The following is a 17,436-nucleotide window of genomic DNA, read 5'->3' as shown; positions in this document are numbered from 1 at the left end:
TAACGAGTGGCTTTTATGCTGAGTAAAAAAGAAAAAATAGCTTATGGCCTAGGTGACACGGCCAGTAATATTATTTTTCAAACCGTGATGCTGTTTTTAACTTTTTTCTACACTGATATATTTGGTATTTCGCCTGCGGTTGTTGGTACCCTTTTTTTAGTAGTCAGAGTTATTGATGCAGTAACAGATCCAATAATGGGCGCCCTCACTGATGCCACTCATACTAAATACGGCAGCTACCGACCCTACCTACTTTGGCTTGCTATCCCTTTTGCTGTTATCAGCGTGATCACCTTTACTACTCCTGCGCTTGATGACGGCAACAAAATTATTTACGCGTTCGTTACCTACACCCTACTAATGTTGGTTTATACCGCAATTAATATTCCTTATTCGGCACTTGGCGGTGTATTAAGTCGAAATCCTAACGAACGCGTTTCCATTCAGTCATATCGGTTTGTATTTGGCATGCTGGGAGGTTTATTGGTTACTAGCTGTACCTTGCCTTTAGTAAAATGGTTTGGCGATGGTAATAACGAATTGGGCTATCAACTCACTATGCTGGTTATGAGCTGCCTAGGTGTGGTGTTATTTCTAATTTGTTTTCGTTACACCAAGGAGCGGGTGATCAATCCGCCGCATAAATTATCTTTAAAAACACAACTCCACGTTTTATGGCAAAATCAGCCGTTTAAAATCTTATGTATGGCTGCACTGGTATTATTGACAAGTATGGTGCTGCGCACGACATTAGCTATTTACTATGTAAAATATGTGCTTGGCAAAGAAGATTTAATCACCGAATTTGTAACCTTAGGTATGATTGGTAATATTTTAGGCTGCGCTTGCGCACAACCTTTAAGTAAACGCTTTGATAAAAAAGCGGCTTATGTTTATCTGCAATATATTTCCGCCATATTGAGCTGCCTTGCTTTTTTTGTCCCTAATGAACACGTTTTACTGGCTTTTTTAGTGTATTTTTTATGGTGTTTTTTCACTCAAATGGCAACGCCTTTATTATGGGCAAAAATGGCTGATGCTATTGATTACGGAGTCTGGCAGAATGGCCGTCGACTCACCGGTTTAGTTTACGCAAGCATCGTATTTTTTATTAAATTGGGGCTTGCATTAGGCGGAGCGATTGCCGGTTGGTTACTTGCTTATTATCAATATCAAGCCAATGTGGAATTAAGCGAGGCAACTAAAAACGGTATTTTAACCTCATTCACACTCTACCCTGCGATTGGCAGTGTACTTGTGGCTTTAATAATGAGTAAATACAGCCTAGATAATAAAACCATTAAAAAAATCACTGCCGATTTAACACAAAAAAGCAATTTGTAGCAAGGAATAGTATGGCCACCATTTATGAAGTGTCAAAGCTTGCAGGGGTGTCACTTGCCACTGTTTCAAGAGTAATGAACAACAATGCAAATGTAAGTGATGCAACCAGAAAAAAGGTTACCTTAGCTATGGAAGAGCTAGGCTACCGTCCTAATTCTATTGCGCAATCACTGGCTTCTAATTGTTCTAATAGCGCGGGCTTGTTAGTTTCAGAGCTTAAAGGTCCATTTTATGGGCCGATGATGAGCGGTATAGAGAACACCTTAAGAAACCAAGGTAAACACGTTATTATTACCGCAGGGCACAGTGACGCAGAGCGAGAGCAACAAGGCATCGAATTTTTAATTAGCCGCAATTGCGACGCACTTATTTTACATGTTGAAGCTATTAGTGATGAATACTTAATAAAGTTAAGTAAAGGCAAAACTCCGTTTGTTTTGCTTAACCGCTACATTGAAGAGCTCGCCGATCGCTGTATTATTCTTGATAATACTAAAGGCGGCTATTTAGCCACTAAATACATTCTTGAGTCGGGCCATAAAGACATTGCCTATATTAGCGGTCCACTGTGGAAAAAAGATGCTCAAGAGCGCTTAAACGGACATAAACAAGCACTTGCTGAATACGCCATTGAATTTGATAAAAGTAATTTATTTGAAGGTGACTTTGTCGAAGAAAGTGGCTACGAAGGCTTCGCTACACTTTATAAAAATAATCCCGCATTTACCGCTTTAGTATGTGCCAATGACGAAATGGCAACCGGTGCCATGGTGAGTGCCAGAGAGCATGGTATACAACTGCCTTCGCAGCTTTCTATTATCGGCTACGATAACGTGTTTTTTACCCGTCACGTTTACCCTCCGTTGAGCACTATAAACTATCCTATCGATGAGATGGGTAAAGTGGCAGCGCAGTGGGTACTGAGCCATGTTTATCAAAAAAGCGTACACCCTATTCAAACGTTATTTGAGCCCGAGTTAGTAATACGCCAATCTGTGGTTAAACCTTTAACATCAAGCTAATAGGGGTGTTAAACAAGCTGGTTGAGTAATGCTAAATTTATTGGTTTTAGCAATACCTGATCTATTTCTAGTTGCCTGATATGCACAGCATCGGGCTCCATACCACTAATAACGACGCGTTCAATGTCAGGGTAATGCTGTTTAATAAACCCTGCTAGCTCTAAACCAGTTCCATCTGGCAAATGCATATCGAGCAATACTTTATCGTAATTACTGTTATGTTCAAGCATTGCTTTACAGTCTTTAACACTTGTTGCTATATCGGTATCTACATCCAAGCTTTCTAATAATAACTGGGTAATTTGCGCGGCATCGGCATCGTCTTCTACTAATAGAAAGCACTTTTTGTCGTTACTCGGTTTGGGTATTGGCTGAACCGGCGAAACCGGTTGTTCTTTTTGTCCAAGCCTTAATTCTAAACATTGATAGAGCAAGTGGGAATCCACAGGTTTGGCAATCATATCGTCAAACCCTAACGCATTGAGTTCGTTATGAATGCCTTTCATAGTTGCTGCGGTTAAGGCTATGATTGCGCCTTTAAATCCTAGCTTTCTAAGCTCAATAGCAGCTTCTTTTCCGCCCATTACCGGCATATGGATATCTAAAAATATAATATCGTAGGTAGTGTGCCCGTCTGCTAGTTGTTTTTTTACTTTGTCGAGTGCTTGCTTACCATTATCAGCATAATCTACTTCAGCGCCTGCCGAACCTATTAAGTGACCAACTAGCACGCGTAAATCGCGTAAATCATCAACCACCAACACTTTGCCGCTCACTTGGCAGGGGGCTACTTTTTGCTGCATATTGGGGGTTAAATCAAGTTTTAATAAATTGCGCTCTACCTGTCTGATATCACCAGGGTATAAGGAAATGGTAAACGTTGAGCCTTCACCAACATGAGAGTCTAATGAAATATCCCCCTGCATACGACTAAGCAGTTCAGAGCAAATAGCTAAACCTAAACCTGCACCACCTACTGAGCGTGACTCTACATCGGCTATCTGCTCAAAAGGCTTAAAGATGAGGGCTTGTTTTTCTGGAGCAATACCTAAGCCTGAGTCTTTAATACTAAAAAATAGCATTTCACGCTCAGCGACCATATCAGTCCATGCGTTAACCACAATTTCGCCTTGCTCGGTAAATTTAATCGCATTATTAATCAGGTTAATAAGAATTTGTCTAAGCCGAGTAGCATCGATACGAACGACTAGTGGCAAAGGCTCCAGTGATTCAAATTTTAGTGATAAACCTTTATCCAGCGCTGATACGCGCATTAACGTAAATACGTCGGCCATTAGGCTATCAAGATTAACCTCTGACAAACTGAGTTCAAGCTTATCAACAGCAATTTTAGATAAGTCCAAAACGTCATTTAGTAAGCTTAATAAGTGTTTACCATTACGATAAATCACACCTAGCTCGTTTTCAGCCTGCTTGTTAAAGTCACTAAGCATCAACAACTCGGTATAGCCTAAAATAGAAGATAGCGGTGTGCGCAATTCGTGGCTTAAATGTGCTAAAAAGCGATCTTTTGAGCGGTTTTCAGCCTCCGCTTTTAAACGCTCCACTCGCTCATCTTCCACATCTCGACGTGCTAATGCATAACGAATAGAGCGGGCAAATCGGCTACCACTCATTTCACTTTTAACTAAGTAATCAACGGCTCCAGCATCAAGCGCAGCTGAATCGAGGGCATCGTTAGATTGCCCTGTAAGCATAATAATAGGCCCACAGAAACCATTTTTAAGCGCTTGTTTTAGCACACTTAAGCCATCAGAGGCCCCTAAGCGATAATCAAGCAAGCAAATATCATGTTGATTTTTACTCAACACTTCTACTGCCTGCTCAGGAGAAGTTATCCACTCTATGTCAAACACATGGGAACTGAGCTGCTCTAAATAGTCACGAGTTAAAATATAATCATCTTCATCGTCTTCAACCAATAGCAGTTTCGTTGCCTTTGCTAACATAGCCTCTCCTGTTTTAATAATATGCTTAATCGTTAAACGTGCTTGGTAGCTCTACAAACTCAACCCAGTATTTACCCAGTGTTTTCATCAACTCAACTAAGCCATCAAACGTAACAGGCTTAGTTATGTAAGACGCAGCGCCTAGGTTATAGCCTTTAACCATGTCTTCTTCTTGCTTAGAGGTGGTTAAAATTACCACTGGGATGCCTTTTAAATTAGGATGCGCTTTAATAGCTTGAAGTGCTTCGCGGCCATCCATTCTCGGCATGTTTAAATCAAGTAAAATTAAGCCTGGTCTTGGCGAGATGCTTTTATCTTCAAACTTGCCTTTGCGCTCTAAGTACTCTAAAAGCTCTACACCGTCTTCAACAAAGTGTAATTCATTTAAAACGCGACTTTCTGCAAGCGCGTCTTGGGTTAACAAACGATCATCTTCATCATCATCTGCCATTAAAATGGTAATCGGTTTTACGGTTGTTAATGGCATATTATGCCTCTCCTTTTAATGTGAATAACTCTGCATCCACGGGTAATTTAATGATGAAAGTTGCCCCTTCACCTAGGGTACTTATCGCGGCAATAGAGCCACCGTGACGCTCTACAATTCGACGGCAAACGGACAAACCTATACCCGTCCCTTTGTATTGTGAGCGACCATGTAAGCGCTGAAATGGTACAAATATTTTATCCGCATACTCATCTGAGAAACCGATACCGTTATCCCTGACTGTAATTACATGCCAACTTATTTCACTGTTATGATCTTCACTAAACTCGCTCACTCGTTCAAAGTCAATATTAATAACAGGGTCTACGTTAGGCCCTCTAAACTTCACCGCATTTGAAATTAAGTTTAAAAACAGCTGATGCATTTGACTCGGATCAGCCTGAATAACGGGCATATTAGCCGTGACAATTTGTGCATTACACTCATTAATCGCTATTTCTAAATCACTTTTTATATCATTCAAAATGCTGTTTAAATCGGTATCGGTAAAATCTTTACCTCGGGTGGTTACTCGAGAAAACTCTAATAAATCATTAATTAAATTAGACATTCTTTGCGCGGCATTTTTCATGCGGGCAATGTAGTCTGTACCTTTTTCGCCTAACTCGTCTTTAAACATGCTCTCAAGCCGGTCGCTAAATGCTTGAATTTTCCTTAGCGGCTCTTGCAAGTCATGGCTGGCAACAAAGGCAAACTCTTCTAACTCTCGGTTACTGCGACTTAATTCATCAGAATACAAGGTAAGCTCTTGGGTACGTTCAGTTACTTTACTCGCTAAGGTTTCATTTTGCATTTCCAGCTCGGCGCGATACACTGCCGCATTTTTTAAATTCAGCCTCGCCAATAAAAACATACCCAAAATTAATAACGTACTGGTAACTGCAGTAATACCAAAAGTGATCTTTGCTTCTTTTTTAATTTGCGCTAATTTCGAAAAGTGACTGACTTTAAACAGTAGTTCGCGCTCTTGAATATCATTAACTCGCTCACGAATTTCTCTATACAAGTCGCGTCCTTCATGTGAATTAAGTATTAGTAAGGCGCGCTGCTCTTTATCATTTAATGCTAATTTAACTGTTTTTTTAAGCTCAGCTATTTTAGCTTCAACCAGTAATAATAACTCAGCAATACGCTGTGCCTGCCCATCAATTTCAGAATGTAAGGCGCTTACATGGTTAGTTTGAGACTCTATTTGTGCGATAGCATCGTAGTAAGGCACTAAATAATCATCAGTTTGGGTTAATAAATACCCTCGCTGTCCCGACTCAGCTTGCACTACCGAAAGATGTAGCTGCTCTATCGCCGTGCTTAACATATTAGTGTTGTCTAAACTTTGCTGGGTACGCGATAACCCTTGAATAGTATTAATGGCTAAAAAAGCATTACCAACAATGATACACAACACTATAGAGATAAATAACGCCCATACTACATTTGCCTTGCCTTGCTGTTTGCGTTTAATCATTTATCGTCCTGAATTAATTAGGGTTACTTCGACTCTGAAATAAGCTGCAAACTGTCACTGCACGCTTGGCAATTAGCAATTATTTTATCCAGTGCGGCGAGTGCTTTATCTTTTGGCATATCGTTTTCAAGTACTAACTTAATTAGTTCAGCATTCATCGAAATACGATTTAGTGGCGCACGTGCGTCGTGTACCAGCTCATTCAAAGGTTTTGCCTGTTGTGGTGATGCCATTAAAGTCCTCGTTTTGTTGTGATTAAATTTACATGCTGGTTATTTATACTCGCCAATACCACCATAAGCATTTAAACGGTTATATAAGGTTTTAGTGCTAATACCCAGCATTTGTGCTGCTAATGTTTTATTCCCTTGTACTTTATCAAGCGTGGCATGAATAAGTTCTTTTTCAACTTCTTCAATAGTTTGCCCTGCTGAAACCTGTTTTTCCTCAGGTTGAGTATTAACTCTTGAAAAAGGCGACTCTAAGTTATCAGGTAAACTAATTGTGCTGGTTTGCGGGTCGCTCATAATAAAAGCGCGGTGAATGGCATGGCGAAGTTCACGTACGTTGCCCGGCCAGTCGTAGGTTTCTAGCTCTTTAAGCTGCTCATTAGCCCAGGCAAACGCTGTACCGTTTTCATCGTTTAACTGCCCTAAAAACGATTTAGCAAGTAACGCAATATCTTCTTTTCGATCTCGTAGTGGCGGTATATCAATAGGAAAAACAGCGAGTCTAAAGTAAATATCTTCACGTAATATATTGTTCTGCGCTAAATCGGTGAGTGAGCGGTTAGTGGCTGAAATAACGCGGCAATTTACTGGTAACTCACGATTTCCACCAACTCGGGTTACTTTTTTAGTTTCGAGTACACGCAGTAAATTAGGCTGCATATCAATCGGCATTTCGGTGACTTCATCAAGAAATAACGTGCCACCGTCGGCTTGTTCAAACACGCCGTCTTTGCGGGCAATGGCACCAGTAAATGCGCCTTTTTCATGGCCAAATAATTCACTGCCAATTAGTTCTTTAGAGAGTGCCCCACAGTTACTCGCCACCAGTGGACCTTCGCACTTACTAGCATTATGAATGGCTTGCGCTACCACCTCTTTACCTACCCCGCTCTCTCCCATAAGCATGACATTAGCATTGGTTTTAGCTACGCGCTCTATCATAGTATAAAGCTGTTGCATGGGTGCAGACTCGCCAATAAGCGTATCAAAATGATGAGTAATTGCGGCACTTTTTGCCTTTTTAACTGTTTTTTTCGGGCCGTTTAATACTAATTCTAAATCTTCACGTTGCAGCGGCTTTAATAAATGCGACACATTAGGCTCACACATGTCAGCTAAAATTCCTTTAACTGAAGGGTGCCCCGAAATAAGAGTGACTTTAGGCGATTGGCCAATCATTTTTAAATGATCTAATAAATGCAAGCCACTGCCATCTGGCAGCATAAAATCAAGCAGCACATGATCGAAAGTATTATTTTCAAACCACTGGTGCGCTTCTTTTAAACTAGTTGCTGTATTAATGTTGTGGCCAAGAAACTCAACAATATGGCAAATAACATCACTGAATTCGACGTCGTCATCGACTAAAAGTATATTTAACATGAATAATCCCTGTGCTTTTTTACCATTCTACTTACCCTTTTATATAAATGAAAGACATGCATAACTTGGGTACAAAGCGCGACTATTTTATTTTTTAATCCGCCAGTTTAATTAAAAATAGCTGTATAGACGCTGAAATAGCGCTATTTTATGCGGCTTATTAAATCCCTATTAAAGAAATTAATACAACCAACTGATATAATTTATTTTTATTACAGGAGTTGTTATGCGCTTATTAAAAACCTACATTCATCCCTCAATCAAGATTGAGCAAGGTCGTCAATTTTCTCGCCCAACCGCTCGCGCAATTGCATTTAAGCAACAACACATTTTACTTATGTATACTCAGCACTACGACGACTTTAGTTTACCTGGCGGTGGGATTGACCCACATGAAAGCATAGAGCAGGGATTGATCAGAGAACTGAGTGAAGAAACTGGCGCACAAAATATAAAAATCTGCAGTGAGTTTGGGCTTTATGAGGAATACCGTCCTTGGTATAAAGATGACTTTGATATTATTCATATACAATCATATTGCTACCTCTGCCAAATTGATGAGCAACTCGGTCAAGCGCAGCTAGAACACTATGAACAACAAAATGGCATGCAGGCTAAATGGGTTGATATTTTCCAGGCGATAGCCCATAACGAACGTACACTTGCAAACAGTGACAAGCAAGGGCTATCAATTATTCGCGAAACCTATCTGCTAAAAGCCATTGCAGCACAGTTTTTTTCCTAAGTGTTTAGGGTTGCGTTTGCGGTTCGCTCAGCGATTTTTTACCCACATAAAAGCGGTATAGTCCTAATAAGTTACTACTTAAAAATAGGCTTTCCATGAGTATTGCCACTGGCGAGCCGGCGAAAATATTATGTGTTATCCAAAAAGAGGTTCCCACCACCATACATAACCTTAAGTGCAAATCTCGATTTTGAAATGAAGCAATGGTTTGTATTAATGTCGCCACCAATGCAAATGCGCTAAACCAATCTTGCCAAGTAAAATAAACGGCTAAGCAGCTTACAGCCATAAACCCAAACATAGCCCAAGTATGCTTATAGTAAATACAGTAAAAATAACGTACCGCGGCAATAAACATTAAGCAGCCAGCACTGTGATAGCCCAATATAAAAAAGTGAGCAGAGGTTAATAATACTGAGGTAAATAAACAGCTTAAAATAATTCGTCGGGACTTAAACTGAAATGAAGCTAAGTCGAGTAAAGTAGCAACTGCAACCAACGATTGGGCAATTAAAAACATAGCACTCCAAGGCATTAAGGCTTAAAAATGGGGAGTGTATAATGCTTTATAAAAACAGTACTTAACTTAAGTTAAGTCGCTTACGAATTCGTGACAACGAAATAGCTGAAATACCTATATACATTGCCACTTGGCTCAAGCTTAGCTGCGCCAACCAATGGGGCTTATGTTTGAGTAAATAACAGTAACGCTGCTCGGGGCTATTTAGTAATAAAAATGCCTCTTTAGCTTCTTTAAAAATAAGTTGCTGTGCAATAAGCTGCTGCTTAATCAGTTGATACTGTGCTTGCTCAAATAGTGTTAGTGGTACTTTAATTACACTTGCTTCGTTAATCACTTTTAATTGATAAAACGCAGGCGTTGAGGTCATCCAATTGGCAAACAGCAATGCAAATTCATCTTTAAAATAAAACTCTTTACACTTTTGCACGCCGTCTATATCGTCATGAATAGCGCCTAAAACCCCCTGAACAATTAAATACCCATAACCTTGTACATCGCCTTGTTGCACTAATACGGTATTGGGCGCTATTCGTTGCTGAGGATACTTCCCAGCTAATTGCACTTTAAACTTGTTTACTAGCGCTTCATAACTATCGCCAAGCGATAAAAGTGGATTATCAGACATTAAAAATTACCATTTTTTCATTAAAGCATGCGTAATATCAGCCGCTGACACACCCACCCTGGGAATATATTTTTGGCCACACCACAAAGGCGAAAAATCACTTTTAGCACTTTTTTCAGCGCGACTTCTTAATGCCGTTATTGCACTGCTGGCGTGTGGAAACGCAGGAACCCCATTTGGCATAGCACCTAATTCTTGCATTACTCGATTTTGAATACCCCGAGCGGCCCTACCAGAGAACAATGTGGTCAGTGTGGTCTCATCTTGTTGCTGATCTAAAATAGCCTGTTGATGCAAAGCCGATGTTGTTGCCTCCTTGCATAGTAAATAAGCACTCCCTACTTGGACTGCACTGGCTCCTAACGCTTTAAATCGCTGTACATCACCGGCCGAAGCAATGCCACCAGCAGCAATAATAGGCAGTGATATATGCTCAACACAATGTTTAACTAACTGCTCAGTATTTTGTTGCAAGCTTAAATCCATAGATAAAAAATGGCCTCGGTGCCCCCCAGCTTCTAAACCCTGTGCAATTATGGCATCAGCACCATTTTTACTAAGCCAAATAGCTTCATCTAAGGTAGTGGCCGTTGAAATTACTTTAGTACCCCAGCTTTTTATTTGCGCCACAATAGCTTGCTCAGGTAAACCAAAATGAAAACTCACAACTGCTGGCTTATAAGGTGCAATTATATCAACAATCGATTGATTTATAGGTTGACGAGAAGCCCCTGCAGTTAAGCTTTGCGGGTCAATTTTATACTCTGTAAAGTAAGCGGCAAGTAATGCATGCCAGCACTGTTGTTGCGCGGGTGTGTAGTCAGCAACTGTATGACAAAAAAAGTTAAGATTAAACGGCTTCGTTGTTTTGTGGCTAAGTATTTCTAGCTGCTCAACTAATTGTGCTGGGGATAACATAGCGCAAGGCAAAGAGCCTAACCCTCCAGCCTCACTTACAGCAAGAGCAAGCTGCTCGTTTTGAACACCGGCCATAGGTGCCTGAATTATCGGTAAAGCGGTATTAAACAATGATGGCTTCATCTGAACTCTCCCTGTAACTTTTTCAACAACTTGCAGTATTTACAGAACCATAGCAAAAACAGCAAGCAAACAACATCTAAATTTTAGTCATATTTAATGTAAAAACTATTACTAACAAATAGTTATAACTTTTTTAATATCAAAAAACTAACTGGCTTTGGTTTTGCAGCTACCCTATTACATAATTTGTTAGGAGGTAAAATGAGTAACACAGTTGATACGATCAATCCCGCAACCGAGCAAGTCATTAATAGCTATACGCTGCTTTCTCAAGCTCAAGCAGAACAAGTGATCGAAAAATCTCATGAAACATACTTAACATGGCGATTAACCTCGTTTACCGAGCGCGCACAATATCTAAATAAATTAGCCTCTTTGTTTGAAAGTCAAAAAGAAGCCTTAGCAAAACTGATGACCGAAGAAATGGGTAAAGTCTATGAGCAGGGTTTCCAAGAAGTACAGCTTTGTGCTGACATTTGTCGTTATACCGCGGAACATGGCGCAGACATGCTTAGTGACGAGGAGCGCGACATGCAAGGCGGTCGTGCAATAATAAGCTATCGCCCTACCGGCGTGCTGTTGGGTATTCAGCCGTGGAACTTCCCACTTTATCAAGTTATTAGATACAGTGCCGCAAACATCATGGCAGGTAATACCACGGTATTAAAACATGCTGGTAATGTATTCGGTATGGCTGAGAAAATTGAAACACTATTTCTACAAGCAGGCTTTCCTGAACACTGCTTTAGCAACTTACTAGTTGATGGTAAAACTGCCAGCGCCCTTATTTCACACTCAGCGATTAGTGGCGTAACCTTTACTGGAAGTGATGGCACTGGTAAAAAAGTGGCAGAGCAAGCTGCCAAGCATGTTAAAAAAACCGTGCTAGAGCTGGGTAGCAACGATGCTTTTGTTGTACTTGATGACGCGGACTTAGCCCTTGCAGTCAAAGCATGTTTACAAGGACGCATTATCAACAACGGCCAAACCTGTGTTGCAGCCAAGCGCTTTGTGGTGGTCGATTCACTCTACAATGACTTTAAAGAAGCACTAAGCCAGCAGTTTAAGGCGATAAAAATGGGCGATCCAATGGATGAAGATACTGAACTGGGTCCTATGGCACGCGAAGATTTACGCGACAAAATTCATCAGCAAGTGCAAGACTCTGTCAATGCGGGTGCAAAAACAATTGTAGGCGGCGAAATACCGCAACAAACGGGTTATTACTATCCACCAACCGTGCTGGAAAACCTTGCACCGGGCATGCCTGCTTATGACGATGAGCTATTTGGCCCTGTAGCATCTTTGATTAAAGCCAAAGATAACGACGACGCTATGCGTATTGCCAACGACTCCCGTTATGGACTAGGCGGCGGTATCTTTTCAAAAGATGAGAAGAAAGCCATTGAGCTGGCTACAAAGTATTTTGATACCGGTATGATCAATATTAATGGCTACGGACTTGCTCAACCGAACTTACCATTTGGCGGTGTTAAAGACAGTGGTTATGGCCGAGAGCATGGTGGCTTTGGGATTCGCGAATTTGTGAATGTTAAAAGCATCATGATTCATAGCTAGTATTAGATATCAGGTATCAGGTATCAGGTATCAGGTATCAGGTATCAGGTATCAGGTATCAGGTTAGTAAAATTAAACACCGCGCTTGTAGCAAGCGCGGTGTTTTATTGTCTGATGAATTTTTAACACTCAACTGAATGGCTCGCTGTATAAAACGCTGCAAACCTAAAAGCACTACCGTAATGTATTAACTTTTTCTTTCACCTAAAACCTTTAACCTAACACCTTTACTATACCTAGCTATTCTCAAACATTGGTACTTTGCGTTTATCTGCTTTGTTCATTGCCAATTCTTGTATATCTTGCTGCTTTTGATCGCTTGGTTTTGTTTCTAGGGATTGCTGATTAGCATCTTCAAATACCAATTCGGTAAGTAAAGCAAAATGATCAGAGCCATATTTAGCAAGGCGCTTTATTCGTTTTACACTAAAGCCTTTTGAGTGAAACAAATGATCAAGCGGCCAACGCATAAAAAAGTAATTCGCGTGAAAGGTATTAAAAAAGCCACGGCCTTTACGCGGGTCTAAAAAGCCACTAATTTGCATAAATAAACGAGTACTGCGCGACCAAGCAACATCATTTAAATCGCCTGCGACTATGGTCGGGCGAGTTGAGTCTTTAATCGCTTTTGCTATCATTATTAGCTCACTGTCGCGCGGTCGTGATGAGTCTTTTTCTGTAGGGCTCGGTGGGGCGGGATGAATAAAGTGCCCCTGCATTTTTAACCCTTGGTGGTTTTCAAACAAAATATGTATAGAAGGAATATCATCTTCTATAAGTGCACAAATTTGTGCATCGAGTATGTTAAATTTACTAAATACATGCATGCCGTAGCGATTATCTTTAGGGCACTGTACTTGATGAGGGTAGTGCTTTTTAAGCACGGACAATTTATCTTGCCACCAACTATCGCTTTCTAAGGTGATAAGTAAGTCTGGCTGATATTTATCGACTAAGTTAATTAACTGCTCACTGTGTCGATTCGACATAAGCACATTAGCGGATAAAATTCTGATACTGTGATCACTGCTTTTTGGTGCGGTTAATACTTCTTTTTTAGCGAACCAGGTGTAGGGATAAATCCACTTAGCTTGAAGCGCTAAAATAACTAAAGCGACAGTGGCTAATAACGGGTATGTAATATAGTCGCTTTGCCACATACCTATCAGAGCCGCTATAACGATAGCGCTTGCTAGGTAGCACACCTGCAAGCGCACAAAGTCACAGCTACGTACCAAATAATGCTGACTGTATGACAGAGGTAATAACGTTATTAATAACAACAAACCAGTAATTATGACCAATACAATGAGCATTTATAAATCCTAATAGCGCTGTAAAATAGAGAGTATTTCACGAGTGTCGTGCACTAAATGTATAATAGTGCGATCAACTTCAATTCGCACTGTGCCTCTTTCTCTATCTATTACTCTAGCACGCTTATAAATGTCATGCCCAAGGATATCACCTTGATAATAAGGCCTATGCCACCCTGGTGGAGTCCATCCTTGGCGAATTAATTGCTTGGCCTGTTTTTTAGAAATCCATTTTCTATCATGGTATTGATTATATTTATGCTTTTTCCAGTGATGCTTGTTTGCATGTTTATTCGCATGCTTATCTGTATGTTTGTCTTTGTGTGGTACAGCAAATGCGTTTGTTGCCGTTAGCGTAAAAACCATTAATAAAATACTGATTAATGTTTTCATGGCAATTCTCCAGTGTGATCATTACTGAAGAGTATTGACGGCTAAGCCTGAACATTACATGAAACGAGACAAATTAGCGTTGCTTGTACTGAGTTTTACAATGACTGCGCATAATCGCGGGATCGCGCAGCTTCAGGTGTTTAGTTTTACGCCCAGCATGGCGCTTACGCCATACTTTAAATGAGCCGCTAGAGATATGCTCCCGCATAAAATTAACTAACTGAGAGTAATTTAGCCCATAAAGGTTTTCAATGGCTTCAAATGGCGTTCTATCTTCCCATGCCATTTCGATAATCCGCGATTGCTGTTCTCGATTAAACATATTCATTCCAAATTCGGTTAATACGCAAAAGTTAAATTTAGCGATCATCACTTGGTTGTTATGTTAAAAATATAACCTCTTTTTTATTTGTTGGGTTTAATTAAGTGTATGATTAATCTATACACTGAAACCGGAGCTAAAAGGATGTTTACAAAACTACCTAAGTGGGTCGAATATGGTGCGTTTACCCTCGCTTTTATTGCCGGTATGGTAAATGCAGTAGGTTTATTAGGGTTCGAACAACAAGCAATCTCTCACGTTTCGGGGTCGGTGACTTCATTAGCTATTGAACTTACTACCAACATCAATGCAGCGTTATTTTTAATTGCGATTGTACTGAGTTTTATATTTGGCTCGGCATTAACAGGCTTAATGCTTTCAGGCGGTTCACTTAAGCTAGGCCGCCATTACGATACGCTCTTATTTATTGAGGGTATTTTACTGCTGTTAAGCGCACAGCTACTTCAATATTCTTACCCTTACGCACTTACACTTGCCTCTGCAGCCTGCGGCTTACAAAATGCTTTAGCCACTAACTACAGCGGCGCAGTTGTGCGAACTACTCACTTAACCGGTATTTTTACCGATCTGGGTTTGATGTTTGGTAAAGCCCTAAAAGGAGAAGCTTTTGACAATAGAAAATGCTTGGTCTTTGTATTAATTATTGCCGGGTTTTTAGCCGGCGGAGTGGTAGGTGTATTACTATTTAAACATTACTCAGTGCTCACTTTAGTTTTTCCCGGCATTTTTTGTATTGTTTTATCGATTACTTATCGGGTTTATAGGTTGAGTGTGCTTTAACCAATTCACAAAATCCCCTACCCTAAACTTATCAAATTGCCGATGTGCTGGAATTTATGAAATATTACTATTTACCCCCGTTATTGTTATGCAGTCAGTTAGGTTTAATTAATAGTGCGTGTGCTGAAGATACCGCGCAATCAATTGAACGGATCACCACCACAGCATCGCGTAGTGAAGCGCTTTCCACGCCATTACCACTGGTGATCAGTGTATTAAGTAAATCACAGCTTGAGCTTATAGCTCCTACCCATGTAGAGGAAGCGCTACAACGCGTTGCAGGTGCCAATGTCCAACGTGGGAATGGCCAAGAGTATTTACCGGCTCTGCGCTCGCAAGTACTTTCTGGAACGGGCGCTTGTGGTGGTGTTTTAACCGCAGAAGATGGCATAGCTCTTCGTGCAGCGGGCTTTTGTAATATCAATGAACTATTCGAAGCACATAGCGAAATGGCAGAGCGTATTGAAGTATTAAAAGGTCCAGGTTCTGCACTTTATGGTTCTAATGCAGTGCATGGTGTAATTAACGTTATTACCCCTGATACTACGCAAGGTGCTGGTTTACTAGGCTTTGATTATGGCTCTTATGGTTATGCTCGCTATAAATTACGTGCAGGCCATGCCATGGATAATTCAGGCGTAGGTATTAATGCCAGTTTTACAGATGATAGCGGTTATCGAGATGACGAAAGCGTAAAGCAACAAAAAATAAATGTACGTCATCGCTACAATAACAGCAACTTAAGCTTAGTGTCTGGGCTTACGTATACTAATTTAGATCAACAAACTGCTGGTTATATTAGCGGTTTTCAAAGCTATAAAGATGAAGATATAGCACAGCAAAACTTTGATCCCGACGCCTTTAGAAAAGCTCGCTCGCTTAGAGCTTGGAGTAAAGCAAGCTGGCAATTAGGAGAGAACACACTGGTTGTTACCCCTTATATTCGTGACCAAAGCATGGACTTTTTTAAACACTTTTTACCCGGAACGCCACTTGAAAAGAATAGCCAAACAGGGTTTGGTCTGCAATCGCTTTATCAGCATTATGTGAACGACAATTCCAACCTAAAGCTTGGTTTTGATGGTGAGTTTACACAAGCCGATTTTTTACAAACCCAAGATAATCCCACTCAAGGTTCTGCGTTTTTAGTAGCCACAGTGCCGCAAGGTAAACATTACGATTACCAAGTTGATGCCACCTTATATGCCCCATTTGCCGCTATTGATTGGCAGCTAAATAATTGGCTTATAACCGCAGGTGTCCGTTATGAGCATATGCAATATGACTATCAAAACAATATGCTTACAGGGCGTACAAAAGAGGATGGCAGTGAATGTGGTTTTGGCGGCTGTCGTTATAGTCGCCCCGAGAGCACTAAAAACAGCTTTAGTAATCTTTCGCCAAAACTCGGTGTGAGCTATCAGCTTAATATAAACAATACACTATACGCTAACTTTTCAAGAGGCTATAGAGCCCCCCAAGCAGCTGAGCTTTATCAATTACAACGCGAGCAAAGTACTGCCGACTTAGACGCAGAAATAGCAAATAATGCTGAGTTAGGTATTAAAGGGGTGTATAACAATACTCGATACGGTTTGTCGGCTTATGCGATGAGCAAGCACAACACCATCTACCGCGACAGTGACTTTTTTACTGTTAATGACGGCCAAACTCGACATCGTGGCATTGAGCTTGAGTTAGCACACAGCTTTAATCAGCACTTTTCAATTAATTTTGCAGGTACTTATGCCAAACATACGTACTCGAATGAGCAAATCATCGGCAGTATTAATATTAAAGGTAACGATATTGATACCGCACCTCGAAAGGTCGCTAATATCGACTTTAACTGGCAAGCCAACGAGCGTGTTAACCTTGCTCTGCAATGGCACTATGTGAGTCGCTATTTTACCGACCCTGAAAACTTACATGAATATCAAGGTCACGATATTTTAAGCTTGCGCGGCCAATGGCAAATAAGCCCACAATTATTACTCAGTGCGCGAATAATAAATCTAACCAACACGGCTTACGCACAGCGCGCCGATTACACCAGCTTTACTGGCGATCGTTACTTCCCAGGAAAACCGCGTAATGCCATGTTGTCTGTAAGTTACCAGTGGTAAAACAAAAAATGCGCTATATAAACTATATAGCGCATTCTTTTTAT

Annotated in this window: 17 protein-coding genes; 6 read left to right on the top strand and 11 right to left on the bottom strand. The window is 40.6% G+C overall.

The genetic code is table 11. The features are described from left to right. The first annotated feature begins 15 nt into the window (after positions 1-15). Positions 16-1,344, top strand: a complete 1,329-nt coding sequence (locus B1F84_RS03425) for a glycoside-pentoside-hexuronide (GPH):cation symporter (protein ID WP_008111977.1) — start codon at positions 16-18, stop codon at positions 1,342-1,344. Positions 1,345-1,355: 11 nt separating this feature from the next. Then, the gene (locus B1F84_RS03420) at positions 1,356-2,366 is read left to right on the top strand and encodes a LacI family DNA-binding transcriptional regulator (RefSeq protein WP_131690577.1); all 1,011 of its coding nucleotides are present in this window, start codon (positions 1,356-1,358) and stop codon (positions 2,364-2,366) included. Positions 2,367-2,374: 8 nt separating this feature from the next. Here the strand turns inward: B1F84_RS03420 and B1F84_RS03415 are convergent, their stop codons facing one another. Genes B1F84_RS03415 through B1F84_RS03395 form a run of 5 tightly spaced genes read right to left on the bottom strand, consistent with a single transcriptional unit; the run spans position 2,375 to position 7,922 of the window. Continuing rightward, positions 2,375-4,336: a response regulator gene (locus B1F84_RS03415; RefSeq protein ID WP_131690576.1), complete on the bottom strand. Its 1,962-nt coding sequence runs from the start codon at positions 4,334-4,336 to the stop codon at positions 2,375-2,377. A 25-nt stretch (positions 4,337-4,361) separates the two neighbouring features. Beyond that, positions 4,362-4,823, bottom strand: a complete 462-nt coding sequence (locus B1F84_RS03410) for a response regulator (RefSeq protein WP_008111973.1) — start codon at positions 4,821-4,823, stop codon at positions 4,362-4,364. A gap of 1 nt (position 4,824) precedes the next feature. Further along, on the bottom strand, positions 4,825-6,309 hold the full coding sequence (locus B1F84_RS03405) for a sensor histidine kinase (RefSeq protein WP_131690575.1): 1,485 nt from the start codon (positions 6,307-6,309) through the stop codon (positions 4,825-4,827). A 23-nt stretch (positions 6,310-6,332) separates the two neighbouring features. After that, positions 6,333-6,542, bottom strand: a complete 210-nt coding sequence (locus B1F84_RS03400; RefSeq protein WP_008111968.1) for a hypothetical protein — start codon at positions 6,540-6,542, stop codon at positions 6,333-6,335. Between the two features lie 39 nt (positions 6,543-6,581). Next, positions 6,582-7,922 (bottom strand): sigma-54 dependent transcriptional regulator, encoded by a 1,341-nt coding sequence (locus B1F84_RS03395; protein WP_131690574.1) that lies wholly within the window; start codon positions 7,920-7,922, stop codon positions 6,582-6,584. A 226-nt stretch (positions 7,923-8,148) separates the two neighbouring features. Here B1F84_RS03395 and B1F84_RS03390 point away from each other — a divergent pair, with 226 nt between their 5' ends. Next, the gene (locus tag B1F84_RS03390; protein WP_131690573.1) at positions 8,149-8,667 is read left to right on the top strand and encodes an NUDIX domain-containing protein; all 519 of its coding nucleotides are present in this window, start codon (positions 8,149-8,151) and stop codon (positions 8,665-8,667) included. A gap of 4 nt (positions 8,668-8,671) precedes the next feature. Here the strand turns inward: B1F84_RS03390 and B1F84_RS03385 are convergent, their stop codons facing one another. The 3 genes from B1F84_RS03385 to B1F84_RS03375 all read right to left on the bottom strand — a co-directional run bounded on the left by B1F84_RS03385 (position 8,672) and on the right by B1F84_RS03375 (position 10,856). Continuing rightward, positions 8,672-9,187 (bottom strand): YgjV family protein, encoded by a 516-nt coding sequence (locus B1F84_RS03385; protein ID WP_131690572.1) that lies wholly within the window; start codon positions 9,185-9,187, stop codon positions 8,672-8,674. A 61-nt stretch (positions 9,188-9,248) separates the two neighbouring features. After that, the gene (locus B1F84_RS03380; protein ID WP_008111961.1) at positions 9,249-9,815 is read right to left on the bottom strand and encodes a Crp/Fnr family transcriptional regulator; all 567 of its coding nucleotides are present in this window, start codon (positions 9,813-9,815) and stop codon (positions 9,249-9,251) included. A gap of 6 nt (positions 9,816-9,821) precedes the next feature. Beyond that, a complete protein-coding gene (locus tag B1F84_RS03375) occupies positions 9,822-10,856 on the bottom strand; it encodes a nitronate monooxygenase (RefSeq protein ID WP_131690571.1) in 1,035 nt (344 codons plus the stop codon). A gap of 201 nt (positions 10,857-11,057) precedes the next feature. On the opposite strand from B1F84_RS03375, the gene B1F84_RS03370 reads away from it, so the two are divergent. After that, positions 11,058-12,434, top strand: a complete 1,377-nt coding sequence (locus B1F84_RS03370; protein WP_131690570.1) for an NAD-dependent succinate-semialdehyde dehydrogenase — start codon at positions 11,058-11,060, stop codon at positions 12,432-12,434. A 236-nt stretch (positions 12,435-12,670) separates the two neighbouring features. Here B1F84_RS03370 and B1F84_RS03365 read toward each other — a convergent pair whose 3' ends face one another. The 3 genes from B1F84_RS03365 to B1F84_RS03355 form a co-directional block, all read right to left on the bottom strand. Then, positions 12,671-13,750, bottom strand: a complete 1,080-nt coding sequence (locus B1F84_RS03365) for an endonuclease/exonuclease/phosphatase family protein (RefSeq protein WP_131690569.1) — start codon at positions 13,748-13,750, stop codon at positions 12,671-12,673. A 9-nt stretch (positions 13,751-13,759) separates the two neighbouring features. After that, on the bottom strand, positions 13,760-14,143 hold the full coding sequence (locus B1F84_RS03360) for a hypothetical protein (protein ID WP_008114288.1): 384 nt from the start codon (positions 14,141-14,143) through the stop codon (positions 13,760-13,762). 73 nt (positions 14,144-14,216) lie between these two features. After that, positions 14,217-14,465, bottom strand: coding sequence for a TIGR03643 family protein (locus B1F84_RS03355; RefSeq protein WP_008114290.1), 249 nt, complete (start codon positions 14,463-14,465; stop codon positions 14,217-14,219). 144 nt (positions 14,466-14,609) lie between these two features. On the opposite strand from B1F84_RS03355, the gene B1F84_RS03350 reads away from it, so the two are divergent. Further along, positions 14,610-15,266 carry a YoaK family protein gene (locus tag B1F84_RS03350; RefSeq protein ID WP_131690568.1) on the top strand — a complete coding sequence of 219 codons (657 nt, stop codon included), beginning with the start codon at positions 14,610-14,612 and terminating at the stop codon, positions 15,264-15,266. 56 nt (positions 15,267-15,322) lie between these two features. Beyond that, positions 15,323-17,392, top strand: a complete 2,070-nt coding sequence (locus B1F84_RS03345) for a TonB-dependent receptor (RefSeq protein ID WP_131690567.1) — start codon at positions 15,323-15,325, stop codon at positions 17,390-17,392. Positions 17,393-17,436 lie beyond the last annotated feature (44 nt).

This window comes from Pseudoalteromonas sp. DL-6 (assembly GCF_004328665.1).
In the GTDB taxonomy this organism is placed as follows: Bacteria; Pseudomonadota; Gammaproteobacteria; order Enterobacterales; family Alteromonadaceae; genus Pseudoalteromonas.
Note: the sequence above shows the minus strand (reverse complement) of the source record. Positions and strands in the feature narration are given on the sequence as shown.